Raw genomic sequence first — 25,563 nt, forward strand, 5'->3', positions numbered from 1 at the left:
GGTTCCCCGTTATAAAGGTCTTGATGTGATTAGGCCTTTTTTTCTGCTTTCGGAGCAGCAGCTTTTTTGGTTTTAGCCGGACGGCTTTTACCGAATGATCCGTTAGAGATCTTACCTTTCTTGGTTTTGATATCTCCTCTACCCATGATTTGATTAATTTAAAATTGATGAATGATACGGCAGAAAACCTTCCCGGAGGGGCCCTGCCAGCTGCAAAAATAAAAAAAGCAAGAAACAAATAATGTTCCTTGCTTAAATAAGTTGGGTCGCCAACTCTTAGAGTTTGTCAGACAACGCTTTACCAGCTTTGAATTTAGCCACTTTTTTAGCTTTGATCTTGATGATCTGGCCGGTCTGGGGGTTTCTGCCATTACGTGCAGCACGTTTTGAAACAGAGAAAGTACCGAAACCAACCAGGGTTACTTTACCACCTTTTTTCAGGGTATCGGCAACAGCTTTAGTGAAAGAATCCAAAGCGTCGTTAGCTTGGGTTTTGGTAACGCCAGCATCTTTGGCGAGTCTGTCGATCAATTCGGCTTTGTTCATAGTTAGTTAAGATTTAACTAGTGAGAAAATGTTTGATGTGAGCAAATATAGCGCGTTTTATAAGATTACCAAATTTTTAAAACTTTTTTTTGTCGGCTGAAAAACCCTACAGGTAACGTTTACAGCTGATTGGCCTAAAAAACCGGGCCTTATAAATCGTTCGCATCTTAGAACGAAACACGCTACTGTATTGACTTTTAATACATCATGGTATAAAACGCCTGGTTGGACCAACTATTGTACCAAAGCGGCGAGGCCTTGAAAATAGTGAATTTCCTGTGGATAAGTTATGCGCTTATACCACTTGCATAACGGTTCTGAAGGCGACGAACTGGTCGCCGAACGTATCGAAACTTTGTTGTCTGAAACGGGGCGAATGCTCCTGCAGATAGGTGTAATAGTTCTCTAGTGTATCGGTCAGGAACTGGATCACGTAGGTGGGCCCGTCCGAGTCGTCCTGTTCAAGGAGGCGGCAGATGCGGTAGTCGTGGAAAAGGCCCGTTTCCAGGATGGCGGGGATGTGTTCCTGCTTCATCCATTCCAGCCAGCTGTCTTTGATGGCGACGGACACTTTCACGGTAACATTGTATATGATCATATCGGTTTCAGTTGAAGGTACACAGGGCAATGGTCTGAATGTTTTACGTCCTGCCAGATGCGGGCGTCCGCGAGGCGGTTTTGCAACGGAGCGGTTACATTAATGTAGTCGATGCGCCAGCCTTTGTTATTGTTGCGGGCGTTGGCGCGGAAGCTCCACCAGGAATACTGGTGCGGTTCGGGGTGAAAGTGGCGGAAGGTGTCCACGAAACCGCTTTCAAAAAACTTCGTCATCCAGGCCCTTTCTTCCGGCAGGAATCCCGAGGAGTCTTTATTGCTCACCGGGTTGTGAATATCGATCGGCTGGTGCGCGATATTGTAGTCGCCTACCACGATGAGGTTGGGCCTTGTTTCCCGGAGTAGTTGCAGGTAACCATAGAACTCATCGAGCCACTGGTATTTATAGGTCTGCCGTTCGTCTCCCGTGGTGCCGGAGGGGAAATAGGCGTTGATGAGCGTAACATCGCCAAAATCGGCTCTTATGACCCTTCCTTCGGCATCGCTTTGCATGTAGCCGTTTCCATATTGCACATGGTCCGGATTTATTTTGGTGAGGATGGCCACGCCGCTGTACCCTTTCTTCTGGGCGGGGTACCAGAAATCCCGGTAGCCGAGTTTTTCGAATTGCTGGAAATCCACGTTTTCCCTGTGTGCTTTTACTTCCTGGAGGCAGATCACGTCTGCAGGGTCGGTACTGAGCCAGTCTGTGAATCCTTTCGTCATGGCCGATCGGAGGCCATTTACATTATAGGTGACGATTCTCATGATGTGTGATTTGCAGCAAAAATAAGGGGGGAGGGGCAATAAAAAAGCGGCTTCCCCGGGAGGAAGCCGCTAAAGAGTAAGAAGGCGACTCGTTTAGTCCACCTTCACAAATTTCGCTGTTAGAGACGCAGTGCGCCGCCCAGCAGGCTGTTGAGCAGGTTGGTTACCGGGGTCAGTAAGCTGCCCAGGCCACCCAGGCCGGGTAAACCGCCGCCGCCGGTACCGGGCAGGCCGGGTACGGAAGAAAGCAGGGCATTGGTGTCCAATTGTGCGCCTACCGTCAGTTTACCATTTACGTTGGTTAAACTAAGTCCGAGGAATCCTCCGTTAATGTCTTTGGCAACGGTAGTGTCGAGTTCCTGGCAGCCATAATGCTGAACTTGCAAGTTTTCCATATGAGGGAGTTTTTGGTTAAAAAACGCGATTGTAAAGACCGTCATTCCCCGGTCTGATGCTGCGGGAACCATTCACATGGGGGAAAGCGGGGTTGGCGAATGACTGATAGGGGCATCCAAATTCCAACGATTAGGTGTAAATTACTACACTGCAATCGATCGTTTGCTGTTCATTTTATTCATTTTCAGGCGCTTCCGGCAACGCGCGTTCATTTTTTGAACAGGCCGGATCTTTTACAAGCATTTAACAAATTATCCGGGAAATAGCTCCCAAATTGAGGCTGCGCCGGGCGAAACGACGGTGGAACTACTATGCCGGCTGATCATACCCTGAAATTGAACCATTAGACTTAGACTGCCTGATACATAAAACATGACAAAGTATTCCCCTCCCCGCCACGTTTGGACTATTTGTTCCATGCTCTGCGTGTGCATGCTGTGTTGTGCCCTCCGCGCCGGCGCACAGAAAACAGTCATCCACTCGCTGCAATCGTCGCTCCCCCTGTATGGGCACGACAGCCTGCAGTATGCCAATATTCTCAACCGCATCAGCGCCCTGTACCTGGTACAGCACCTCGACAGCAGCCGGCACTACGCCGAAACCGCCCGCCTGCTTTGTGAGCGCCTCAAATACCCCAAGGGGCTGGCCGATGCCTACATGAACCTGGGGGCATGTTTCACTTTCATGAATAATAATAACCTCGCCTACCGCTTCTACCTTGAAAGTCTACAGCGCTACCGCAACCTGGGCGATTCAGCCGGCATCAGCCAGTCCCTCGCCAACATCGGCACCTATTATCATTATCAGGGGCAAACCCAGTTGTCGGCCCCCTACCTGCAGGAGGCCATTTCCATCGGCAGCAGGTTGCTCCGCGATTCGTTGTGGGTGCCTGTATTGACCCATTATTATGTGGTATTTGCGGAAGATAGCCTGCGTCAGGATTCCGCCCGCTGGGCGCTGCACAAGGCGCACGACATTGCCACCCGGTATCACGACGGGAGGATGACAACCTATACCGGACTTTTCCTGGCACATGAAAGAATGTTGAACGGCCAGGTGCAGCAGGCGATGAACGAAATCAATGAGCTCGTGAAAAACGCGCTCCCGGCAGGGCTGACTTATCTGGCCGTATACGGGAATGCCCAGCTCGACATCTATGCCTCCTACGCAAAACTAAAAGACTCGTTGCTATACCGCGAAAGGATGCTGGATGCTGCGGTTGCCGGCGGGTATAAGAGATTGGTGATGGCGCCTGTGACATCGTTGTACCGGTATTATAAAAAAATCGATCAGGCGCGGGCTTTCCACTTTGCGGACGTGATGTGCGAGATAGGGGAACAGCAAAGTGTCATGCGCACCAAAGGAGAGCTGGATTATATGGAGTCTTTTTTGCAGGAAAGGGAGCTGCGGGCGCTTCACCTGAACAATGCGCTGCAGCGGCAATCCCGTGCCGCCGGCCAGCTGGAGATTACCAACCGCCAGCTGATCATCTTCTTTTTCAGTGTGATTGTACTGCTTGTAGTGGGGCTGCTGCTGGCCTTTTTACGGGTACAGCGGGTTGCAGTGCAAAGGAAAAAACTGTATAAGGAAACCACCCAATTACTGCTACAAAAAAACAGGGAATTACAGCATCACGACGATTTCAAGAATAAGCTGATCAGTATCCTGGCACATGATTTCCGGCTGCCGCTAAGCCAGATAATCAGCACCACGGAACTATTCCGGCGAAAGGATATTCCCCCCGAACATTTCCGGGAAATGGCCTTCAGTATTGCCACCACGGCTACGGAAACGCTGCAGCTCTTTGAGACGGTGCTGCGCTGGGTGAAGTCACAGTTATCCGGGTTCGAATATCAGCCAAATCCTCACGGGGTGCGGCATTTGCTCGACGAGGCGTTGGAGCCGCTGGCGACCGAAATAATGGAAAAGGGCATTTTGCTCGAGGTCGAGGTGGAAGAGGGGCTGATGATACTGGCAGACAGGGAGATGCTCCAGTTTGTCAACCGCAACCTGCTGCACAATGCGGTTAAATACACGCGGAGAGGGCATCATATTTATGTACTGGCCCGACTGCACGAAAATCGTGTGCGTGTGACGGTTACCAATGAAGGAGCCGGTATCCATGCGGTGGATATGCCGTATATTTTCAACTACCGCCTACCCGGTAAAATGGCGCGGGAAACGGGGAGAGGGGCAGGTCTGGCGCTGATTATCTGCAAGGATTTTATTGAGAAAATGAACGGCACGATTACCGTAAAAAGTGATGGGGAGCAATATGCGACGTTTGAATATGAACTGGATGCGGCGGTGTAATGAGAAGTGTCTGCCTGCATCCCGGGTATACGATGAGATGAGCGTCGCGAACTGATGTCTGCCAACAGGCAGGTCTCGAATCGAGTGTCTTCGCGTAGAAATATGAAAGCGTAATAGTTTCTTATCTGCCAACCCGTATATCCGTTATCATCGGGGTAACACGAGTACGATCGTGGGGCCTGCTTTATTTTGTAATCCAATGTGGACATCAAAATGGAGTGCGAGATGGCGCTGTCTACCAACAGGCGGGTTTCGAATTGAGTGTCTTCATGGTAGAAATATGAAAGCGGAATAGTTCTTGCCTGCCAACCCGTGTATCCCTTATTGTCAGGGTAGTGCTAGTGAGATCACGGTGGCTACTTTGTTTTCTAATTCAATGGCGGTATCAGACGGGGTACGGGGTGCAGCTGTCTAGCAATCGGAGGGATTCGAATCGAGCGTCTTCACGGCAGAAATACGAAAGCGGAATTGTTCTTATCTGCCAACCCACATATCCCTTATTGTCGGGCAGTGTTAGTAAGATCATGGAGTTTACTTTTTTTGTAATTCAATGCAGGCATCAAAATGGGGTACGAGATACCACTATCTGCCAATAGGCAGCTTTATAACAAGAGGTTGATATGATGAAGAAGAGGATGGATGTCGCGGTTACCTGCCAAGGCTGGTTTCGAATCAGGCGCTGGAATAATCCCTCAGATCAGGTGTTAACACCATATTCGAAAATGAACAGAATGAACGATTGTTAATTCAACTTCCTATATTATTTTGCACCTGTTAATCGTTTTGTTAAACCCACAAGTAGTTATGAACAGGATAACAGTTTTTACGCGAGCCGGCTCTCCCCCGGTTGCGGATGCCGGAGCAACATGATTCCTGGTTAATTTCATCACCATTTTTATTCAAAAAACGAGTCATACACGAAGATTTGCATGTAACATATGTTTATTTAAAAACCAACACATTGAAAAAAACAGCATCTGACAAATGCCGGAAGGAACCGTTGCCCGGCACCGGCCTTTCAGGGAACGATCCAACATGTTATAGCGCCAACAAGGGATTGAGCCGGATATTAATGCGTATTTCTTCACATTTTCATAAGCGTGACGGACCGGTGAGACGGGCAACATCGATTTCGTTGCAAGGCAAACCACTATCTACATAACGGGAATGTATGCCGGTTAATGGATGCATTATCCTGATTGCAAAAACCTTCTGCTCCTCCGGTGCCTGGGCGTCTGCGGGATAGGCTTTGTCATGCCTCATATACAGCAAAGAAAAATTGTTTTTTGCTTGGAGACATGCACATGTTAAACTAGCTAAGTGCCTGGGTTTCCGGAGTTCATTGAAGGAGAACGTTTGGAAAACACCAATTGGGTTAACGCCAGAAACCGGGGAATGCCGGAAGAATTGCACATGAGAGTGTTGAGAGGAAGGAATTTTGTTTTCGCAGTTATATGCTTGTCCATACTCAATAAACATTTTGCTGGGATAGTTCATACCCAACAAGTGCTTGTTGATGCTCAAACTCAAACAAACGTTTTTGCCGCATTTAACTCATGCCCAAACAATAGTCTGGTGGCCATTATTAGATCCAAGCAATCGTAGCTACTTAAATCCAAACATCAACATATTCGCCAGGACGATAAACTTTTCGAAAGAAAAGCCCTTCTTCCATTGAATTTTGGGGTGAACACTGAAGGCGTCCTGGCACTTTCCGCACTTGTGATGTATGAGGTTATTCCTTCTGGGTTGTTGCACAAAAATCCGCTGCCGCATAAAATATTTATGCTTGGCGTGAGGGCATGCAAGAATAGGTAGTAATGCTTAAATGCGGAATATATACGGCTTCCTAGAAATACGTGGGATTTCTTAAAAGGCTTGTCGGTGCAGGGTGGCTGGCGTCCAGCTTGCGCATCCTGAGACGATCGCGGCAGCAGGTATATTTAATTGATTTTAACCTGCACCGGCATTGTGAAGGTTGTTGCAGGAACAGACATCCTGATTTAGTACAACACAACAACGTCTGAGCTGGCCATCCGCCACCGGCAGCCTTTATTTTTTGAGACATCGTGTATGCGAGTTCACCTGGTGAAGAACTGGGCTGCATCAATCGCCTTAGCTAGGATGGAGTACTATCGAAGGAGGAATAAGCAGTTTCAACCGCCTAAATCATGATGAGCGCCCTAGACAGAGAAATAGACAACATTGTAGGAGTCACGATGGGCTCACCTAGCGAAGAAATAAACAGCATCCGCCTTAACTAAAGCAAGCACACTCTGGACGGGGGAAATAAACAGCATCAACCACCGGGATCACGATGAGCTCGCTTAACGAAGAAAACGAACAGCATAACCGCCTTAACTAGGATGGACGTACTCTGGATGGGGAAATAAACAGTATCACCACCGGAATCACGATGAGCTGACGAAGAAATAAACAGCATCCGCCTTAACTAAGGTGAGCGAATTCTGGACGGAGAAACGAACAGCATCGATCGTCGGGGCCACGATGAGTTCACTCTGGCAGAAAATAAACAAAACCAACCACTGAAACCACAAACATATGGAACTGCTCTCTGCGTATTGCGTAAATGGACGGTGGCTGCTGCAAGACGATATACACAAACAAATTATGCTGGACAGCCTCACCTTTATGGTGCAGGAAAACCGCATATGGCTGTATGGTTTTGTGGTCCTGCCGAATGAATTTCATTTGTTGTGGAGAAAACAGCCTGCCTGGGAGCTTAAAAATATCCGGCAGATGCTGCTGAAGTTCACCGCCCAGCAAATCAAACACCGGCTGAAGGCCGTAAACCGCAGAGAACTGGAAACATACCGAACACCTAAGGCCGACCGGCAATTCCAGTTTTGGGAGCGAAAATCGGAAGTACTTGTGATAGCCAGTCTGACGGAAGCGCAGGAAAAACTGAACATCATGCACCAGATGCCGGTGATAGCCGGTTGCTGCGAACGCGCTGAAGATTACAGATTTTCCTCAGCTGCCTTTTATCGCAAAGATCCCATAAACGAAACTGCCCCAAAAGCAACGATTCAACAGGCGCAAGGAGCCGAGGGGCCAGATGTGCCAGCGTTAACGCATTACAATCAACATTTGCCACCGTAATCACCCGGCGCATACTGCATTCTTCTCCATAAGCACAGAACAGAACAGATATCCGCGGATTCTTCCCCGGATGAAGGGGTTTTTTACAACAAAAGGCCGGTCAACGGGTATCCGTTGAACCGGCCTTTGTAACAAATAATATCTGTTCAATGAATCGGAGTCGCCTGGTGGCAGGTTTATCCTTTCACCAGCGTACCCACATTTCTGCCCATGATCACGTGCAGGAGGTTGCCAATCTTGTTCATGTCAAAAACGATAATCGGCAGTTTGTTTTCCTGGCAAAGCGTAAAGGCGGTCATGTCCATCACATTCAGTGATTTCTGGTAAACCTCGGAAAATGTAATGGTCTCGTAGCGTGTAGCTGCCGGATCTTTTTCCGGGTCGGCGGTGTAGATGCCGTCTACACGGGTGCCTTTCAGAATCACGTCCGCCTGTATTTCTATCGCACGCAACGAGGCGGCAGTATCCGTCGTAAAATAAGGGTTACCGGTACCGGCCCCGAAAATCACCACGCGGCCTTTTTCAAGATGGCGGATGGCCCTGCGGCGGATATAAGGCTCCGCAATCTGTTCCATTTTGATGGCGGACTGCAGCCGGGTATACATGCCGGCCCGTTCCAGGCCGCTTTGCATCGCCATACCGTTAATAACGGTGGCCAGCATGCCCATATAATCTCCCTGTGCCCGTTCAATACCGGTTTCCGCCTCATTCATCCCTCGGTAAATATTACCTCCGCCAATTACAATGGCTACCTGAACTCCCAGGTCGGTTACGGCTTTAATATCCTGCGCATACTGGGTGATCACTTTCGGATCAATCCCATAATTACTATCTCCCATCAGAGACTCACCACTCAGCTTGAGCAGAATTCTTTTGTACTTTGGCAACATGTCAGCTATAATTATTGTAAGATCTAAAATTCTCCCGAACGAACCCTGATTTGTTATTGGAATGACTGCCAAATATACAAATCCATCCTCAAAATTATCCCCTCGAAACGTATATGCAAAAAAAAGGAGAGAATTTTCGTTCTCTCCTTTTATATTTCCATAATGGATTATCCTAATGCAATGCGTTTGAAAGTGGTTACTTTCAGGTCGCCGTCTACAGATTTCAGGTGATCTGCTACAGACTTGTTACCGTCTTTCACGAATGCCTGTTGCAGCAGCGTGCTTTCTTTATAGAATTTAGCGATTTTGCCGGCAGCGATTTTCTCGGCCATTTCAGCAGGTTTGCCTTCGGCTTTAATCTGCTCGATAGCAATTTCTTTTTCGCGGGCCACCAGTTCAGCGGGAACACCGGCTGCATCTACAGCGATCGGGTTCATCGCGGCGATCTGCATAGCTACGTCTTTGCCGGTGTCTTCACCTACAGCTTTGCTGAAGCCAACCAGTACGCCCATACGGTAGTTCCCGTGGATGTAGGCGGTTACAGCGGCAGCTTCCACTCTTTCAAATTTGCTCAGGGTGATTTTTTCACCGATTTTGGCTACCTGGTCGTTTACTTTGTCGGCAACAGTAGCGCCGTCAAGGGCTGCTGCATTCAGTTCTTCAACAGTTTTAACGCTATTGGCCAGTGCGAGGTCGGCGATAGACTGGGCAAACTTCACAAAGTCCTCATTTTTTGCCACGAAGTCGGTTTCGCAACTCAGTAATATCACTACACCGGCAGTACCTTCAGCATTCGTTTTAGCGATTACAACGCCTTCTTTGGTTTCGCGGTCAGAGCGAAGAGCAGCCACTTTCTGGCCTTTCTTGCGCAGGTAGTCCACTGCTTTTTCAAAGTCACCGTCAGTTTCTACCAGTGCCTTTCTGCAATCCATCATACCGGCTCCGGTTTGCTGACGCAGTTTGTTTACATCAGCTGCTGTAATTGTTGCCATGATATATAATCAGTTTATTGAGTTAAAATGTAGTTACGGGAGAATTTATAATGTGAATCGTGAACGACAGGTATCATTCACGATTCACTATTCTAACTGTGTATGTTCAGTAATTATCTGGCAGGACCAGGTTTACCTGCACCGGAGGGCCGGAATCCGCCACCACCGCCGGGACGGTTGCCACCCGGGCGATTGCCGCCGGGACGGTTACCACCGCCGCTTCGGCCCGGGCCACCGCCACGGTTACCACCACCACGGTTGCCACCGGGACCACCTGGGCCACGCTGACCGCCAGGGCCTGCGCTTCTGCCGCCGGGACCACCCGGTCTGCGGCCTCTTTCGCCACGGTCATCACCGCCTTCCAGCTCGAATTTGCGGATTTTGTTGTCGGCTTCTTCTTCTTCCACTTCGTCAGTTTTCTCTACAGCTCTTTCTGCCAGGCCTTCTGCGATAGCTGCAGCGATGTAGCTAACGATGATGGCGATGGATTTGGTAGCGTCGTCATTCGCGGGAATAGCGAAGTCAACTTTGGTAGGGTCGGAGTTGGTGTCCACCATACCAAAGGTAGAAACGCCGAGGCGTTTTGCTTCAGCCAGCGCGATGTGCTCGTGGCTGATGTCTACGATGAACAGGGCTGCCGGAACACGTGCCAGTTGGGAGATACCACCCAGCACTTTTTCCATTTTGTCCTTATCGCGGGAGAGCGTGAGGCGCTCTTTTTTGGTGATGTTGTCGAAAGTACCGTCCGCCAGCATTTTTTCAATGCTCTGCATTTTTTTCACGCTTTTACGGATGGTAGCAAAGTTGGTGAGCATGCCACCTAACCACCTTTCGGTTACGTAAGGCATGTTAACGCGTTTTGCAGCATCGGCTACAATCTCTTTCGCCTGCTTTTTGGTAGCCACGAACATGATCTTTTTACCGCTCTTGGCGATGGATTTCAGCGCAGCGGCTGTTTCCTGCAGGCCTTCAACGGTTTTGTTCAGGTCTATGATGTGAATACCTTTCTTTTCTGCGAAAATATAAGGCAGCATCTTAGGATTCCACTTTTTCTTCAGGTGACCGAAGTGTACACCGGCTTCCAGTAACTGCTGCTGTAATGAAGTATTATTTTCCATGTTGTTTTAATCAAATTGATGGTCAAGAATTGAATGCTGCAATCATTAACGTTTAGAGAACTGGAAGCTTCTTCTTGCTTTAGCTTTACCTGGTTTCTTACGTTCAACAGACCTGGGGTCACGTTTCAGCAGGCCGGCTGCTTTCAGCGCAGGACGGAATTCAGGGTTGATTTCGCACAGTGCGCGAGCAATGCCCAGTTTTACCGCTTCTGCCTGGCCTTTGATGCCACCACCCTGTGCATTCACTTTTACATCGAATTTATCCAGCGCGTCAATGGTTTTGAAAGGCGCTTCAACCTGGTTCTGCAGGTAGATCAGCGCGAAATATGTTTTATAATCCTTGTCGTTCACCAGAATGGTGCCGGTACCTTTGCTCACATATACGCGGGCAACTGCTTCCTTACGACGACCGATAGTATTTTTTTGTTTTTCCATTATTCAGGTGTGATTAGAAAGTTAAAGACTGCGGTTTCTGAGCAGCATGCGGATGTTCCGCACCAGCGTAAACAAAAAGTTTTTTGTACATCGCACGGCCCAGGCGGTTTTTAGGAAGCATGCCTTTTACAGCTCTTTCGATCACCACTTCAGGACGGCGTTTCAGCAGGTCTTTGGCGGTTTCACCTTTCTGACCACCGGGGTAACCGGAGTAAGTCAGGTATTCTTTGTCATTCAGTTTGTTACCAGTGAAAACAACCTTGTCGGCGTTGATCACAATGATGTTGTCGCCACAGTCAGTATGAGGGGTGTAGTAAGGTTTGTTCTTACCTCTCAGTATTGCTGCAATCCTGGCGCTCATTCTGCCCACGGTCATGTTGGTTGCATCCACAATGTACCAGTCGCGCTTTACGTAAGCGTCGTTAGCAGATTTTGTTTTGAAACTTAAAGTATTCATTGCTTAATAAAATAGTAATTAAATCTCGCCCTGTTTGGGAGTGCAAAGCTAAGGCGGAAAAAGAATAAAACCATCAATTTACAGGTCTTTTTTACAGGGCGCGCTTGTAACGAATTGATTTTCAATAAAAAATTTGACATAGAGTTATCAACAGGTTATTAAACCGCCGGTTTTAAAGAACTACAGGCACAAAAAAGGGCCGGAAGCCCGGCCCTTACAGGATTTTTTCACAAGGCTAATTGCGATCGCGGGCACCCAGGTATATCATTAAATATTGTAATAATATAACTACGGAGGAGACTGCCGCCACCACATAGGTCATTGCTGCCCACCAGAGGGCATCCTTCGCCTTGTCGTGCTCAGCCTTGTATGTCATACCCGTACTGTCGAGCCACGCCAGCGCCCGTTTGGAGGCGTCAAACTCCACGGGGAGCGTCACAATGGCAAACAAGGTGGTCACCCCGAACAGTATGATACCTGCCAGCAGCAGGTTCGGGAATATATTTACCAGTAAAATACCCGCGATCAGCACGATCTGCACCAGCGAAGAGCTGATTTTCACCGCCGGCACCATTTTGGACCGGAAGTTCAGCCAGGTATAACGGGTGGCATGCTGCACCGCGTGCCCGCACTCGTGTGCCGCCACGGCCGCGGCGGCCACGCTGGCCCCGCTATATACGTCCGGGCTCAGGTTCACCGTTTTGTCGGCCGGGTTATAGTGGTCGCTCAGGAAACCGTCAGCAGATAATACTTTTACATCATATATACCATTATCTTTAAGCATCTTTTCCGCTACTTCCTTGCCTGTAAGGCCGGAAGACAAAGGCACCTGGCTGTATTCCTTAAACTTACTCTTCAACCGGAGGCTGACCAGCATACTGATACCCACAAAAATGAGGGATACAATCATAATTCCTGGAGTCATCTGTTGTTGTTTTTAATTATTGACATAAAATTACTCCTAATACCTATCAAATCTCCTACCATTCACCCGATTTAACATTTTTTGAACGAAACCGACCGGTTACACATATTTTTTGTCAGCAGCAAAAAATTAACACTGACAGTTTGGCCGGAAACCCCCATTTTTGAGCTTCGTTTTATATATTTGTCTGATATATAATATGACGTGAATTTGATATATGAATACCGGGTTTACCTCCCTTAGCTATCAATAATTTACAGCTTTTTATATAAAATTATCTGCAGGCGAAACAGGCTACAATAGGGGGTTACAGCCGACTGACTGCCACAGGAATTAACACTTTAAAAGTTATTAACATCCTTTAAATAAACTTTTTTATTCTCATCCCATTTAGTAATTTAGTCCTGAATTTAATGGGTTAGTAAGTAGAAAGAGTCAGCGGAATCCTCCGTTGGCTCTTTTCTCTTTTCGGGGATTTTTGCCGCCTTTTTTTCTTCTCTTGGATCGGTATTTTAACTTTTTCTGCAACAAAAATCACTTCTCCTTTTTTTCGGCTTACTTTGTTGCATGAGTAAAATCAAAACAGCTTTTTTTTGCCAGAACTGTGGATATGAATCGGCAAAATGGACGGGTAAATGTCCTTCCTGTAATCAATGGAACACCTTTGTAGAGGAAAAAGTTCAGAAAGAGTTGCCCCTGCACCGCCAGGAATGGAAAAGCACAAAAATTGATCAGCCGCGCGCACCGAAAGTAGTGCACCTGGATGCAGTGGAAGCGATAGAAGAAAAACGCTGGTTAACGCCTGATGCGGAATTGAACAGAGTGCTGGGAGGCGGCATAGTGGCGGGTTCCCTCGTGCTCGTGGGCGGAGAGCCGGGCATCGGCAAGTCAACGCTTTTTCTGCAGAACGCCCTTATGTTGAAGAACATTAAAACATTGTATATCAGCGGGGAGGAAAGTGAGCAGCAGATAAAAATGCGGGCGGACCGGCTGAAGATTCATAACGACCAGTTTTACCTGCTGACAGAAACTTCCACGCAGGCCATCTTCCAGGAAATCAAAAAACTCGAGCCGCAACTGGTCATCGTTGATTCCATACAAACATTGCAATCTCCCCTGATTGAATCCGCACCGGGGAGCGTATCGCAAATCAGGGAAACAGCAGGAGAAATGATGCGTTTCGCGAAAGAAAGCAACACGCCTGTTTTTCTGATCGGGCACATCACAAAAGATGGCTCCATTGCAGGGCCTAAGGTGCTGGAACATATGGTGGATACGGTTTTACAGTTTGAAGGAGACCAGCATTACGCCTACCGTATCCTGCGGACGATCAAGAACCGCTTCGGTTCTACTGCCGAGCTGGGTATTTATGAAATGACAGGAAACGGCCTGCGGCAGGTCAACAATCCATCGGAGATTCTTATTTCACAGCGGGACGATATGCTGAGCGGGGTTGCCATCGCCGCCACCATCGAGGGCCTGCGCCCGATGCTCGTGGAAGTGCAGGCACTGGTCACCCAGTCCGTTTACGGTACGCCACAACGTACCGCCACCGGTTTCGATCTCAGAAGGCTGCAGTTGTTGCTGGCTGTACTGGAAAAACGCGGTGGATTTCATTTCGGTATGAAAGATGTATTCCTCAACATTGCAGGCGGCATCAAGGTCGAAGATCCGTCCATCGACCTGGCTGTGCTGTGCGCACTGTTATCTTCGTTTGAAGACATCGGGATTTCACACAAATGCTGCTTTGCGGGCGAAGTGGGCCTGAGCGGCGAGATTCGCGCGGTAAACCGGATCGAACAGAGAATTGCGGAAGCGGAGAAGCTGGGATTCGAAAAAATATTTATCTCCAAATATCATAAGAAGGGGCTCGATTTCAGTAAATTTAATATCGAAGTGGTGTCGCTGGGGAGAGTGGACGAAGTTTACCAGCGGTTGTTTTAACCCGATAACTCAGATATTATGTTGCATCCATTGTTGCACCTCCTGTACCCGCGTACATGCGAATGCTGCGGCCTTGACCTTTCCCGCCGCGAAGAAGTGCTCTGCCTCCGCTGCGCCGTTAAGTTGCCGGTGACCAATTTTCACAGCCTGCCGCACAATCCCGTTGAGAAGATATTCTGGGGCCGCGTACAGCTGCGGCATGCCACAGCCGGTTATTACTTCGGCCGCCATGCGCATTTACAGCGGCTGATCCACCAGTTTAAATATCACGGGCGGAAAGACATTGCACTGTATATGGGCCGGCAACTGGGTCTTCAACTGCAACAGAGCAGCTGGTGGCAACAGCTGAGTCTCATTGTACCGGTACCGCTCAACCGGTTAAAGCAACGCCATCGCGGTTATAACCAGGCAGCACTCCTCGCCGCCGGCATCGCAGGGGTGCTTGGTTGTCCCATGCAGCCGGACGTGTTGGCACGCGCAGAGGCCGTGACCACTCAAACCCATCAATCCCGGCCCGACCGCTGGAACAACGTTGCTACCGCATTTGCATTGGGAAAACCCGCCGCAGTACGCGACCGGCACATTTTACTCGTAGATGATGTACTGACCACTGGGGCCACACTCGAGGCCTGCGCCCGCGCCCTGTTGGTAGAAGATAAAGTCAGTGTAAGTATCTGCAGCCTGGCTTACGCCAGTAGATAAAAAAATACAGGTGTTCGAAAACACCTGTCTCTGGTAACTATTCCACGTTATGAATACGCAATTGTTGCATTATGTCAACTACAGCTATGAGGAAGTTTTTTTGTTCTTTCCCTTTTGGGAGATGCTTTGTTTGCCAGCGTTCTTATTGATGTAAACCACCTTAAACGTATCGTCTGCGAGTGAGTTTTCAATATTTACTGCCTGAAGGCCCAGTTTGGCCAGGCGCAGGCTCAATTGCCCGATGTCGTCCCTGATGTTCATGTTATTTTCTTTTTCCGGTGAGTGTATGTGTGATGACTGATTGGGTAAGGTATCAGCGGCACATACAGCAACATCCGGCGGCAGCGCGGTGGTGGTAGGAAAAAGCACGCTGCAAATGTTCCGGGTCCGATTGCATCTCCTTTAAAAGCATAGTTCTAAAAAGTTAAACGGTTGGTTTTTGGTTTTGATCTCGTTGTATTACCCTACAAATATAATAGGAATTGTAGACTAAATGCAAATAATTTTTGAGGTTTTTTATAAATTAATTATAATGAATTGGTTATAAGTTAATTATGATAGAGTGAATCATCGGCGGACCAGCTGCATGAAGGGTGCTTCAACGTTATTATGTTATTAGTGGGGACTTTTCTATCTTTGCATTTGCCCGGAGGTAGATTTGTTTATTGTTCGGCCTGCGGGTTCATTGTAAACCGTAACTAATAAACGTTATTGCCATGAAATCATTAGCACAATGCGCCCGCGAGCGCATTTTAATAATTGACGGTGCTATGGGCACCATGATCCAACGCTATAAACTCCAGGAATCCGATTACAGAGGGGAACGTTTTAAAGACTATCACACGGATGTGAAAGGCAATAGCGATTTGCTGTCTATCACCCAGCCTGATATCATTGAAGCGATTCACCGGGAATATCTTGAGGCCGGCGCGGATATCATAGAAACCAACACCTTCAGCAGCACCGTGATCGCCCAGGCGGACTATGACATGCAGCACCTTGCATTTGAGATGAACACGGCTGCCGTTACCATCGCAAAAAAAGCTGCCGCAGACTATAGCCGCCGCAACCCGGACAAGCCGCGTTTTGTAGCCGGTGCCATCGGCCCGTTGAACAAAACCCTGTCTATTTCACCGGATGTGAATAACCCCGGTTTCCGTTCCGTGACGTTCGACGAAGTGGTGGATGCTTATTACGATCAGGTAAAGGCTTTATCAGAAGCGGGCGCGGACATTCTCCTGATCGAGACAATTTTTGACACCCTCAATTGCAAAGGCGCGATTTTCGCCATCAAAAAATACTTCCGCGATACCGGCAAACCTGAATTGCCGATCATGATATCCGGCACGATCACGGATGCTTCAGGCAGAACCCTGAGCGGCCAGACGCTGGAGGCCTTCTATATTTCGGTGATGCACGCAAGGCCCTTCTCGATAGGACTTAACTGCGCACTGGGCGGCAGCCAGATGAGGCCGTACGTGGAAGAGCTGTCGCAGATCGCCAACTGTTATGTGAGCTGCTACCCGAATGCGGGCCTTCCCAACACCTTCGGAGAGTATGATGAGCAACCCCACGAAACAGCGCACATTATTGAAGATTTTGCCCGCGAGGGTTTTGTAAACATTGTAGGCGGATGCTGTGGTACCACACCGGACCATATCCGCCACATTGCCGATCATGTGAAATCCATCACCCCCCGTCCCTTGCCGGTGGTGGAAACTACACTGGCATAAGAACACAGGAGTCAAAGCATGAACACTACCAACACCATTAAGCCTTACCTGCGTTTGAGCGGCCTCGAGCCGCTGGTGGTAAGGCCGGAGACCAACTTTATCAACGTCGGGGAGCGTACCAACGTAACCGGTTCCAAAAAATTCGCAAGGCTCATTCGTGAAGGCTTGTTCGAAGAAGCTTTGTCCGTTGCCCGCCAGCAGGTGGAAAGCGGTGCGCAGATTCTCGATGTGAATATGGACGATGCGCTGCTCGACGGCGAAAAGGCCATGACCACTTTCCTCAACCTGCTCGCATCCGAGCCGGATATTTCCCGCATCCCAGTCATGATCGACTCCAGCAAGTTCAGCGTCATAGAGGCGGGGCTTAAATGTCTGCAGGGCAAATGTATCGTGAACTCCATCAGCCTGAAGGAAGGAGAAGAAAAATTCATCGAGCACGCCGTCATCTGCCAGAGCTACGGTGCTTCGGTGGTGGTAATGGCTTTTGATGAATCGGGCCAGGCCGATACGCTCGAAAAGCGTGTCAGCTTTTGTCACCGCGCGTACAAGATTCTTACCGAAAAAGTAGGCTTCGAACCGCAGGATATCATATTCGATCCCAACATCTTCGCCATTGCCACCGGCATCGAAGAACATAATAATTACGCGGTAGAATTCATAGAGGCCTGCCGCCAGATCAAAGCACTGATGCCACTGGCCAAGATCAGTGGTGGTGTCAGCAACGTGTCTTTCTCTTTCCGCGGCAACGATGTGGTGAGGGAGGCCATGCACTCCGTGTTTCTCCTGCATGCCATCAAAGCGGGGCTCGATATGGGCATCGTGAATGCGGGCATGATCCAGATTTACGACGAAATTGAGCCGCAGCTCCGCGAACTGTGCGAGGATGCCGTCCTGAACCGCCGACCCGACGCAACCGAGCGCCTGGTGAACTTCGCCGAAACAGTGAAGGCCAAAGGGAAAGTGGTGGAAAAAGACGAGGCCTGGCGCAAAGGAACGGTGGAAGAAAGGCTCAGCCATGCCCTGGTGAACGGGATTACCGACTACATTGATGAAGACACCGAAGAAGCGCGCCAGAAATATGCACGCCCGCTCGAAGTGATCGAGGGCCCGCTGATGGCCGGCATGAATGTGGTGGGCGACCTCTTCGGCAGCGGAAAGATGTTTTTGCCCCAGGTAGTGAAAAGCGCCAGGGTGATGAAAAAATCGGTGGCGGTACTAACCCCCTTCATCGAAGAAGAAAAGAAACAATTCGTAGCCCTGAACGGCGGTGAAATAAAATCGGCCGGTAAAATATTGCTGGCTACGGTGAAGGGCGACGTACATGATATCGGTAAAAACATCGTGGGCGTGGTATTGGGCTGTAACGGCTACGACATCATAGACCTCGGTGTGATGGTGCCTGCGGAAAAGATTTTGCAGCAGGCCCGCGAACTGCAGGTAGACGTGATTGGCCTCAGCGGCCTCATCACCCCCAGCCTCGACGAAATGGTGCACATCGCCCGCGAAATGAAACGGCAGCAGTTCAATATCCCGCTGTTGATCGGCGGCGCCACCACTTCACGCACGCACACCGCTGTGAAAATTGCGCCTGAATATGAAAACGGCGTGGTGCACGTGCTCGATGCATCGCGTAGTGTAACCGTAACCGGTAACCTGCTGAACAAAGCGCTGCACAAAAACTTCCTCGCGGAAGTAAAAGAAGAATATGTAAAACTGAACGATGCCTTCCGCAACAAAAAGCCGGTAAAACAATACCTGCCGCTTGCGGACGCACGTGCCAATAAAGTGCCTGTCAACTGGAACGAGTTTCAGCCGGTTAAGCCGAAAGTACTCGGCACGCAGGTGTTCGACAACTACGACCTGGGGGAAATTGCGAAATACATCGACTGGCAGCCTTTCTTCATTGCCTGGGAACTGCACGGCAAATTCCCCCAGATACTGAGCGATGAAGTAGTGGGCAAAGAAGCCACCCGCCTTTATAATGATGCCCAGGAAATGCTCCGGCGCATCATCAGCGAAAAGTGGCTGCGCGCCCGCGCGGTGATCGGCATGTTCCCGGCCCGCTCCAACGGCGAAGACACGGTGCATGTAACGGCTATCGACGGTGCGGAGGTGCCCCTGGAATTCCTGCGCCAGCAGATCAAAAAGGCTCCTGGTCAACCCAATATCAGCCTGTCCGACTACATCGCCCCTGCTTCCACGGGCAAACAGGACTACATTGGTGGTTTTGCAGTAACGGCAGGAGAGGGCATCGAAGAATGGCTCGAAAAGTTCAAAAAGGACCACGACGATTACAGCAGTATTATGCTGAAAGCCTTGGCCGACCGCCTCGCCGAAGCATTTACGGAACTCCTGCACGAGCGTGTGAGAAAAGAATTCTGGGGCTATGCCACGGATGAGCACCTCAGCAACGAGCAACTGATCAAAGAAGAATACCTTGGCATACGCCCGGCGCCCGGCTATCCGGCTTGCCCGGAACATACCGAAAAATACAAGCTGTTCGACCTGTTGAGCGCTACCGAAGCGACGGGTATCACGCTGACGGAGTCACTGGCGATGTATCCCGCTGCAAGTGTTAGTGGCTGGTATTTTGCCAACCCGCAGTCGAAATACTTCGGCCTGGGCAAGATTGAAAAAGACCAGGTGGAAGATTATGCACAGCGGAAGGGCTGGCCGCTGGAGGAAGCGGAGCGCTGGCTGCGCCCCAACCTGGAATACGATATGTAACAGTGCTGTATAAACGAATGCAAGGCGCTCCGTTTATGGAGCGCCTTTTTTATTTGGCTACATCGAGGGTTCGCATAAGTTTGTCGCCATTGTAAAACTTAACGGCTTTTACAGCCGGCGTTTTGGGGAAGGCGGCCATCCAGAGTGCGGCGGCCGTGAAGGTGCGTTTAGGCGTGTCCGCCTTTATCGCAAAGTGAAGCCGCACCTCGTCGTCGGTGATTTCGCTGGATGCCAGCCGGATGCTTTGCGTCAGTTCCGAAGGCCGGAGCACTACGGCCGCTATGATTTCGCGGGAGAAATCAATGGTATCGATGGTATTGGTCATAGTTTTCGCCATGCCCAGGATACTGTCCTGCTCCACAACACTGCTGATCAGCCAGCAGGTAACGCTGTCGTTTTGTTTGATGGTATTTTTTACAAAGTACCCTTCTATCGGCCGTACTGTCAAAGCTGTTGGTGCGTTGGTGGCTGAATCACCCGGGTCTTTTGATTTGTCGCCCATTTGCGAACTATTGGGGCCGCAGGCCATCAGTACAATGATGAATAACGCGAGTGGCAGGTATTTCATGATCGAAGCTTTTGAAGGTTATCACAAGCTTAATACCAAAAGGACCAGAATTGTTCAAAAAGAAGGAATTGATTTACAGGGAAAACACGCAGAAAGTTGCGTAAAACTACGCTTGCCCTACCCTCTAATGGGTAGTACATTTGTGTTATGCTTAGGAATTGCATTTAACCCCAAAAAACAATTCGAGTCACAAAAAGTTAAGGTACACACTGTAAGTTAACCCCAGTTACGTTTTGACAGAGGCGCTCCCGTAGCGCCTCTGTTTGTTTTTTGGCTGTTGCAGCCTGTTCGTGATAAACAGACGCTGCCCAGATCCGGCAGATTATTTCACATCTACCCACATCCCGTTGTCGCGGATGAGGTTGATCAGCTCGGTTACGGCCACATCGCTGCTGAGGCCACGTTTTACCACTTCTTTGCCACGGTAGAGGGTAATTTTCCCCACACCGCTGCCAACGTACCCGAAATCGGCATCGGCCATTTCGCCGGGGCCGTTGACGATGCAGCCCATGATGGCAATCTTGACGCCTTTGAGGTGATTAGTGACCGCGCGGATACGGGCGGTGGTTTCCTGGAGGTCGAACAGGGTACGGCCGCAGGAAGGGCAGGAGATATATTCTGTTTTGGAGATGCGGGTGCGGGTTGCCTGCAAAATGCCAAACGCAATGTTGTTGAGTTGCGCCGGCTCGGGGCGGCCCTTCAGCCAGAGTCCGTCGCCAAAACCATCGAGCAGCAATGCGCCGGTTTCAATGGCGAAGTGCGCCAGCGTTTCATCGGCTGTGTGTGCTTCATGGCTGTTGCTGCGGAGTATAACAGGTTGGGTTACACGCTGCAGCATCAGTTCGGCCAATGCGCGCCTCACCGCCGCCATCGCGTGCGGGGAGTTGGAGTATACCACCGGTACAATGTTGCCGCCTGCGGCCAGCGCCTCTAGGAAAGCGCTGAAATGCGGGGTGCCGAGGTCGTCGGCATTCACGGCAACGAAATTGAGATGGCTGCCTGTATGGCCCTGCGCGGCAGCGGCGAGGTAACCTTCCACGTCAAAATAGGGAAGGTATTTTTCCTTATCTTCCACATGCAGCCAGGTATGGTATTGCACAATCACCCGCAGGGTACCGGGCAGGGCGAAGCTCAGCATATGGTTGCCGGTAAAAATAAAATCGGCTGCCGCATCGCCGATGTTCCACTTATCCGTAGGCGCATCGTACGCATAACCGATCGCCTGCAGGTCGTGATGGGAAATCAGCGGCAGATGGCTGAAATCGGCTACCACAACGGGAACCTGCTTGCCGCCGATGTTTTCCGCCGTACCGGTTTCACGGCGCTTGTAATTGAAAGGATCGTACGGCAGTTTGCCGGTATCGGGCAGAGCGGGAATCGGTGGGTGTGAAATACGGTGCGTGTAACGTTTTATAATGTCGCGGCAAACAGGCAATTCAAATTCCGGATCCTCCGTCAGGGAAACGCGGATGGTGTCGCCCACGCCGTCTTCCAGCAACGTGCCGATGCCTACGGCGGATTTGATGCGGCCGTCTTCCCCGTCGCCGGCCTCGGTTACCCCGAGATGGAGCGGGTAACAATGCCCCAGTTCCTGCTGCATGGTATTGACGAGCAGGCGGTAGGCCTGTACCATCACCTGCGGATTGCTAGATTTCATGCTGAGCACGATGTTCCGGAACTGGAGGTCTTCCGCTACGCGGAGGAATTCCATGGCACTTTCTACCATGCCCATGGGCGTATCGCCATAACGGCTCATGATACGGTCGCTGAGCGAACCGTGGTTGGTGCCGATGCGCATGGCGGTGCCGTATTCCTTACAGATTTTCACCAGCGGGGTGAAGCGGTCGCGGATGCGGTCGATCTCTTCCTGATATTCGGCGTCGGTATACTCCAGCAGTTCGAACTTCTTTTTATCGATGTAGTTACCGGGGTTGATCCGCACCTTTTCCACGATGCGGGCGGCCACCTCGGCGGCGTTGGGCGTAAAATGTATGTCGGCCACCAGGGGAGTGGTGTATCCCTGCCGGCGGAGCTCGTTTTTGATGGGGAGCAGGTTTTCGGCCTCGTTTTTACTGGGGGCCGTGATGCGCACCAGCTCTGCACCGGCCTCGATACAGCGGATGGCCTGGGCAACCGTACCGGCCGTGTCCATCGTGTCTGTCGTGGTCATGGTTTGAATGCGCACCGGGTTAAAATTCCCGATGGTCAGGTCGCCCACTTTTACTTCCAGAGTGGCCAGGCGTTTATATTCAGTCAGCGATGGGCAATATAATTGCATGAAATTTTTTATATAGATGTAAAGACAAAATTAGGAAATAATTCTGCGTTCGCTCCGCCCGGGATTTTGATATTTTTTATGAACGGTAATCGCTCCTGGCGATTAATTGAGTAGCTTTAGGCATAACTGCGTAACAGTTTGTTTGTAACCGAACTATATGTAACATTTATACTGTGGATACCATACCCTATCAGCAATTACCCTTGAAGGGACAGTTCAGTGTATTCGAAGTGGAGAGCTTTGATACGGAGTTGGCGGGCCTGCCCCACCGGCACCACGATTTCCAGATTTTGTGGTTTACCAGGGCATCCGGCGAGCATATCGTCGATTTTGTGACTTACCAGATGACGGATAATTCCATCTTCCTGCTCAGGCCCGGGCAGGTACACCAGCTTCCCAAAACCGGCTTTTACGGTTTCAGCATCACTTTCACTGAAAAATTCTATTTCACGAATAAACACGACCGGGAAACTTTATACGATTTCACCACCCTGTTCGACGATTCCCAGGAATATGCGCCCATCCGCATCGGACAGGCCGCGGCCGATAGCTTCGGCCTCATCATCCGGCTAATGCGGCAGGAACTGGCGGTGCAGTTCGAAACCGGCAGCAGCGTCATCAAACATTACCTGAATGCCTTTTTGCTGCTGGCGGAAAGGGAAAAGAAACACAACGCCGCCAATTCACCGGATTTCCTGAATCACGACGCCCGCATCATCCAGCTGCGAAGACTGGTGGAACTCAACTTTCGGACGGAGCACCAGGCGGCCTTTTATGCCGGCCACTTTGCCCTTACTGCCAAGCGACTCAATGAAATCACCCGCGACGCCATCGGTAAAACGGTGACGGATATGGTGCACGACCGGCTGGTGCTGGAGGCCAAAAGGCAGCTGGCGTTCAGCCACCGGAGCATTAAAGAAATCTGTTACGAGCTGGGGTTTGAAGATCCGGCCTATTTCAGCCGTTTTTTCCGGCACCACGCCGCGGCCTCTCCGCAGGAATTCAGGGAAACAATGTTCAAATAATACCAGATAATCGCCCATTTGTCCAAATCAGGGCACAAAATGGGTGTTAATTTTACACTTCGTCTAAACGGAAACCATGTATTTTTTATGCGTTTGAGAAAACGCTTTGTGTTAGGGAAAGGAAAGTAAGAAAGTAAAAAGTAAGAAAAGTTAGGACGAGCCGCCTGTATGACTGAACAGGCGGCTTTTTTATGTAAGGGAGTTTACCAGTCTTTTTCCACCGTACCGGGCGTGCCTTTCACCTTTTTCATCTTGTCTTCCTGCAGTTTTTTCTCCTGCTGGGCCAGCGCCTGGAGCAGCCGTTTGGCTTCATCCTGTGTCAGTTTGCTGGGCTTGGGCTGTGGTTGCTGCTGTTGTTCCTTTTCTTTGTCCTGTTGGTCTTTCTGCTGATCCTGTTGATCTTTTTTGTCCTGCTGGTCTTTTTTATCCTGTTGATCCTGCTGGTCCTGTTTGTCTTTCTGCTTGTCTTTTTTATTCTTGTCCTTGTCTTTATTGTTCTTGTTGTCGTCGCCCTGTTGTTTTTTCAGCATGGCCTGTGCATAGGCGAGGTTGTAGCGGGCCTCTTCGTCGGACGGGTTGGCTTTGAGCGCTGCCTTGTAATTCTGGATACTTTCCTGCCATTTTTTATCTTCCATGAAAGTGTTGCCGATGTTGTAGTTAGCGTCGCCTTTCACGTCTTTGCGGGGACTGATTTTCACTGTGTTGGCGTACTGCTGGCGCGCGGCATCGTACCTTTTCTGTTCGTAAAAGGAATTGCCGAGGTTGTAATTGCCCTCCACCGATTTGTTATTGCGCTCCAGCGCTTTTTTGTAGCTGGCTTCGGCATCGGCGTATTGTTGTTTTTTATACTGGGCATTACCCTGGCGGATCAGTTTGCTGGTGCCTTCCTGCGCAAGGCCTTCCCCGGCTGCGCATAACAGCAGCAAACCGGCAGCGGCGATATGAAAAATGCTCTTCCTCATGCGGCTTTCGAAGTTGTTTTAAGTCCCGGCAGTTCGTCCGCATCGGCCGGTTTCTTTTTGCCTTCGGGCACAAAGAACTCCAGCGCAATCAGCAGCAGGCAGATGGCCAGGAAATATTGAAAATAACTGTTGTAATCTGTAAATACGTTTTCCCCGAATTCTTTCTGCTCCATTTTATGGATCTTGTCGGAGAGGGCCTCCACCACTTCGTCTGTATTGTTCATCAGGTGCAGGTACATGCCTTTACCGGTGGATGCGAGCGATTTGAGGGCCTCTTCGTTGAGTTTGGACACCACGAGGTTGCCGTCTTTATCTTTCTTCATGCCGCCGCTTTCCGGATCGGGAAGGGGGGAGCCCGTGGGGGAGCCGATGCCGATGGTGTTGATCACCACGCCGTTTTCGAGCGCTTTTTTGGCTTCGGAAACGGCCCCTTCGTTATGATCTTCCCCATCGGAAATAATGATGAGGGCTTTGTGTTTGCGTTCCTTGCGGTTGAAGGCTTCGTCGCTCACGCGGATGGCCTCGTTGATTTCCGTGCCCTGCCGGGGAATGAGGTCGGGCGAAATACTGTTCAGGTACATTTTGGCGGCGGAATAATCTACGGTGAGCGGCATCTGCAGGTATGCGTTGCCGGCAAACACCACCAGGCCCAGGCGGTCGTTATCGAGTTTTTCCATCAGCCTGGCCACCACCTGTTTGGCGCGGGTGAGACGGTCTGGTTTCACATCGGTGGCCAGCATACTTTTACTCACGTCGAGCGCGATGATCACGTCCACCCCTTTGCGGGTGATTTTTTCCACCCGGCTGCCCTTTTGCAGGTTGGCCAGCCCGATCACCCCAAAAAAGAAGGCGATGAACAGTAAGAGGAATTTAATGGTGAACAGTCGGCGGGAATAGCCGCTGAACAGCTTTTCGACCATCGTTGGGTCGCCCAGACGGCGGATAGACCGGCGTTTCCACCAGGTTACCCAGGCGAAAGCGAGTGCGAGTACGATCAGCAGGACGAATGCCCAGAGGTATTCAGTGTGTTGAAATCTTAACATGGTTAAAACGGCGTACCCCGGTCG

The 25,563-nt window shown here is 50.0% G+C and carries 23 protein-coding genes; 7 read left to right on the forward strand and 16 right to left on the reverse strand.

Features of this window, described 5'->3' with window-relative positions; all coding sequences use genetic code 11:
- Nucleotides 1–29: 29 nt before the first annotated feature.
- The 5 genes from EGT74_RS09480 to EGT74_RS09500 form a co-directional block, all read right to left on the reverse strand.
- Nucleotides 30–146 carry a 30S ribosomal protein THX gene (locus EGT74_RS09480; RefSeq protein WP_123846266.1) on the reverse strand — a complete coding sequence of 39 codons (117 nt, stop codon included), beginning with the start codon at nucleotides 144–146 and terminating at the stop codon, nucleotides 30–32.
- A gap of 130 nt (nucleotides 147–276) precedes the next feature.
- On the reverse strand, nucleotides 277–546 hold the full coding sequence (locus tag EGT74_RS09485) for an HU family DNA-binding protein (protein ID WP_123846267.1): 270 nt from the start codon (nucleotides 544–546) through the stop codon (nucleotides 277–279).
- A 295-nt stretch (nucleotides 547–841) separates the two neighbouring features.
- Nucleotides 842–1,144, reverse strand: coding sequence for a DUF4286 family protein (locus EGT74_RS09490; protein WP_123846268.1), 303 nt, complete (start codon nucleotides 1,142–1,144; stop codon nucleotides 842–844).
- Entirely contained in the window at nucleotides 1,141–1,908 is a 768-nt protein-coding gene (locus tag EGT74_RS09495; protein WP_123846269.1) for an exodeoxyribonuclease III, read from the reverse strand. Before EGT74_RS09495 ends, EGT74_RS09490 begins: the two co-directional genes overlap by 4 nt.
- Nucleotides 1,909–2,027: 119 nt before the next feature.
- Nucleotides 2,028–2,303: a hypothetical protein gene (locus tag EGT74_RS09500; protein WP_123846270.1), complete on the reverse strand. Its 276-nt coding sequence runs from the start codon at nucleotides 2,301–2,303 to the stop codon at nucleotides 2,028–2,030.
- A gap of 373 nt (nucleotides 2,304–2,676) precedes the next feature.
- Here EGT74_RS09500 and EGT74_RS09505 point away from each other — a divergent pair, with 373 nt between their 5' ends.
- Together EGT74_RS09505 and EGT74_RS09510 are read left to right on the forward strand one after the other, a co-directional pair.
- On the forward strand, nucleotides 2,677–4,617 hold the full coding sequence (locus EGT74_RS09505; protein ID WP_123846271.1) for an ATP-binding protein: 1,941 nt from the start codon (nucleotides 2,677–2,679) through the stop codon (nucleotides 4,615–4,617).
- Between the two features lie 2,562 nt (nucleotides 4,618–7,179).
- Nucleotides 7,180–7,740: a hypothetical protein gene (locus tag EGT74_RS09510; protein WP_123846272.1), complete on the forward strand. Its 561-nt coding sequence runs from the start codon at nucleotides 7,180–7,182 to the stop codon at nucleotides 7,738–7,740.
- 176 nt (nucleotides 7,741–7,916) lie between these two features.
- Here the strand turns inward: EGT74_RS09510 and pyrH are convergent, their stop codons facing one another.
- The 6 genes from pyrH to EGT74_RS09540 all read right to left on the reverse strand — a co-directional run bounded on the left by pyrH (nucleotide 7,917) and on the right by EGT74_RS09540 (nucleotide 12,557).
- A complete protein-coding gene (gene pyrH, locus EGT74_RS09515; protein ID WP_123846273.1) occupies nucleotides 7,917–8,630 on the reverse strand; it encodes a UMP kinase in 714 nt (237 codons plus the stop codon).
- A 167-nt stretch (nucleotides 8,631–8,797) separates the two neighbouring features.
- Nucleotides 8,798–9,622, reverse strand: a complete 825-nt coding sequence (gene tsf, locus EGT74_RS09520; RefSeq protein ID WP_123846274.1) for a translation elongation factor Ts — start codon at nucleotides 9,620–9,622, stop codon at nucleotides 8,798–8,800.
- 113 nt (nucleotides 9,623–9,735) lie between these two features.
- Nucleotides 9,736–10,740 (reverse strand): 30S ribosomal protein S2, encoded by a 1,005-nt coding sequence (gene rpsB / locus EGT74_RS09525; RefSeq protein ID WP_123846275.1) that lies wholly within the window; start codon nucleotides 10,738–10,740, stop codon nucleotides 9,736–9,738.
- A 45-nt stretch (nucleotides 10,741–10,785) separates the two neighbouring features.
- Nucleotides 10,786–11,175 (reverse strand): 30S ribosomal protein S9, encoded by a 390-nt coding sequence (rpsI, locus tag EGT74_RS09530; protein WP_074241452.1) that lies wholly within the window; start codon nucleotides 11,173–11,175, stop codon nucleotides 10,786–10,788.
- Between the two features lie 13 nt (nucleotides 11,176–11,188).
- On the reverse strand, nucleotides 11,189–11,632 hold the full coding sequence (rplM, locus tag EGT74_RS09535) for a 50S ribosomal protein L13 (protein ID WP_123846276.1): 444 nt from the start codon (nucleotides 11,630–11,632) through the stop codon (nucleotides 11,189–11,191).
- 235 nt (nucleotides 11,633–11,867) lie between these two features.
- Nucleotides 11,868–12,557, reverse strand: a complete 690-nt coding sequence (locus tag EGT74_RS09540) for a zinc metallopeptidase (protein ID WP_123846277.1) — start codon at nucleotides 12,555–12,557, stop codon at nucleotides 11,868–11,870.
- A gap of 567 nt (nucleotides 12,558–13,124) precedes the next feature.
- Here EGT74_RS09540 and radA point away from each other — a divergent pair.
- Nucleotides 13,125–14,501: a DNA repair protein RadA gene (gene radA, locus EGT74_RS09545; protein WP_123846278.1), complete on the forward strand. Its 1,377-nt coding sequence runs from the start codon at nucleotides 13,125–13,127 to the stop codon at nucleotides 14,499–14,501.
- Between the two features lie 18 nt (nucleotides 14,502–14,519).
- Nucleotides 14,520–15,203, forward strand: a complete 684-nt coding sequence (locus EGT74_RS09550; RefSeq protein WP_123846279.1) for a ComF family protein — start codon at nucleotides 14,520–14,522, stop codon at nucleotides 15,201–15,203.
- 84 nt (nucleotides 15,204–15,287) lie between these two features.
- On the opposite strand, the gene EGT74_RS26880 is transcribed toward EGT74_RS09550, so the two are convergent.
- A complete protein-coding gene (locus EGT74_RS26880; protein WP_158618072.1) occupies nucleotides 15,288–15,464 on the reverse strand; it encodes a hypothetical protein in 177 nt (58 codons plus the stop codon).
- A gap of 455 nt (nucleotides 15,465–15,919) precedes the next feature.
- On the opposite strand from EGT74_RS26880, the gene EGT74_RS09555 reads away from it, so the two are divergent.
- Both EGT74_RS09555 and metH read left to right on the forward strand, forming a co-directional pair.
- On the forward strand, nucleotides 15,920–16,936 hold the full coding sequence (locus tag EGT74_RS09555) for a homocysteine S-methyltransferase family protein (RefSeq protein ID WP_123846280.1): 1,017 nt from the start codon (nucleotides 15,920–15,922) through the stop codon (nucleotides 16,934–16,936).
- Nucleotides 16,937–16,954: 18 nt separating this feature from the next.
- A complete protein-coding gene (gene metH, locus EGT74_RS09560; RefSeq protein ID WP_123846281.1) occupies nucleotides 16,955–19,663 on the forward strand; it encodes a methionine synthase in 2,709 nt (902 codons plus the stop codon).
- A 49-nt stretch (nucleotides 19,664–19,712) separates the two neighbouring features.
- Here metH and EGT74_RS09565 read toward each other — a convergent pair whose 3' ends face one another.
- Both EGT74_RS09565 and ispG read right to left on the reverse strand, forming a co-directional pair.
- Nucleotides 19,713–20,231 carry a hypothetical protein gene (locus EGT74_RS09565; RefSeq protein WP_123846282.1) on the reverse strand — a complete coding sequence of 173 codons (519 nt, stop codon included), beginning with the start codon at nucleotides 20,229–20,231 and terminating at the stop codon, nucleotides 19,713–19,715.
- A gap of 322 nt (nucleotides 20,232–20,553) precedes the next feature.
- Complete coding sequence (gene ispG, locus EGT74_RS09570) at nucleotides 20,554–22,509, reverse strand: (E)-4-hydroxy-3-methylbut-2-enyl-diphosphate synthase (RefSeq protein WP_123846283.1); 1,956 nt, start codon at nucleotides 22,507–22,509, stop codon at nucleotides 20,554–20,556.
- 173 nt (nucleotides 22,510–22,682) lie between these two features.
- Between ispG and EGT74_RS09575 the strand changes: the two genes are divergently transcribed.
- Nucleotides 22,683–23,534 carry a helix-turn-helix domain-containing protein gene (locus tag EGT74_RS09575; RefSeq protein ID WP_123846284.1) on the forward strand — a complete coding sequence of 284 codons (852 nt, stop codon included), beginning with the start codon at nucleotides 22,683–22,685 and terminating at the stop codon, nucleotides 23,532–23,534.
- A 203-nt stretch (nucleotides 23,535–23,737) separates the two neighbouring features.
- Here EGT74_RS09575 and EGT74_RS09580 read toward each other — a convergent pair whose 3' ends face one another.
- Nucleotides 23,738–24,496 (reverse strand): tetratricopeptide repeat protein, encoded by a 759-nt coding sequence (locus EGT74_RS09580; RefSeq protein ID WP_123846285.1) that lies wholly within the window; start codon nucleotides 24,494–24,496, stop codon nucleotides 23,738–23,740.
- Nucleotides 24,493–25,539 carry a VWA domain-containing protein gene (locus EGT74_RS09585; RefSeq protein ID WP_123846286.1) on the reverse strand — a complete coding sequence of 349 codons (1,047 nt, stop codon included), beginning with the start codon at nucleotides 25,537–25,539 and terminating at the stop codon, nucleotides 24,493–24,495. The genes EGT74_RS09580 and EGT74_RS09585 overlap by 4 nt, the downstream gene beginning before the upstream one ends.
- Between the last annotated feature and the right edge of the window lie 24 nt (nucleotides 25,540–25,563).

Source organism: Chitinophaga lutea, from assembly GCF_003813775.1.
Classification (GTDB): domain Bacteria; phylum Bacteroidota; class Bacteroidia; order Chitinophagales; family Chitinophagaceae; genus Chitinophaga; species Chitinophaga lutea.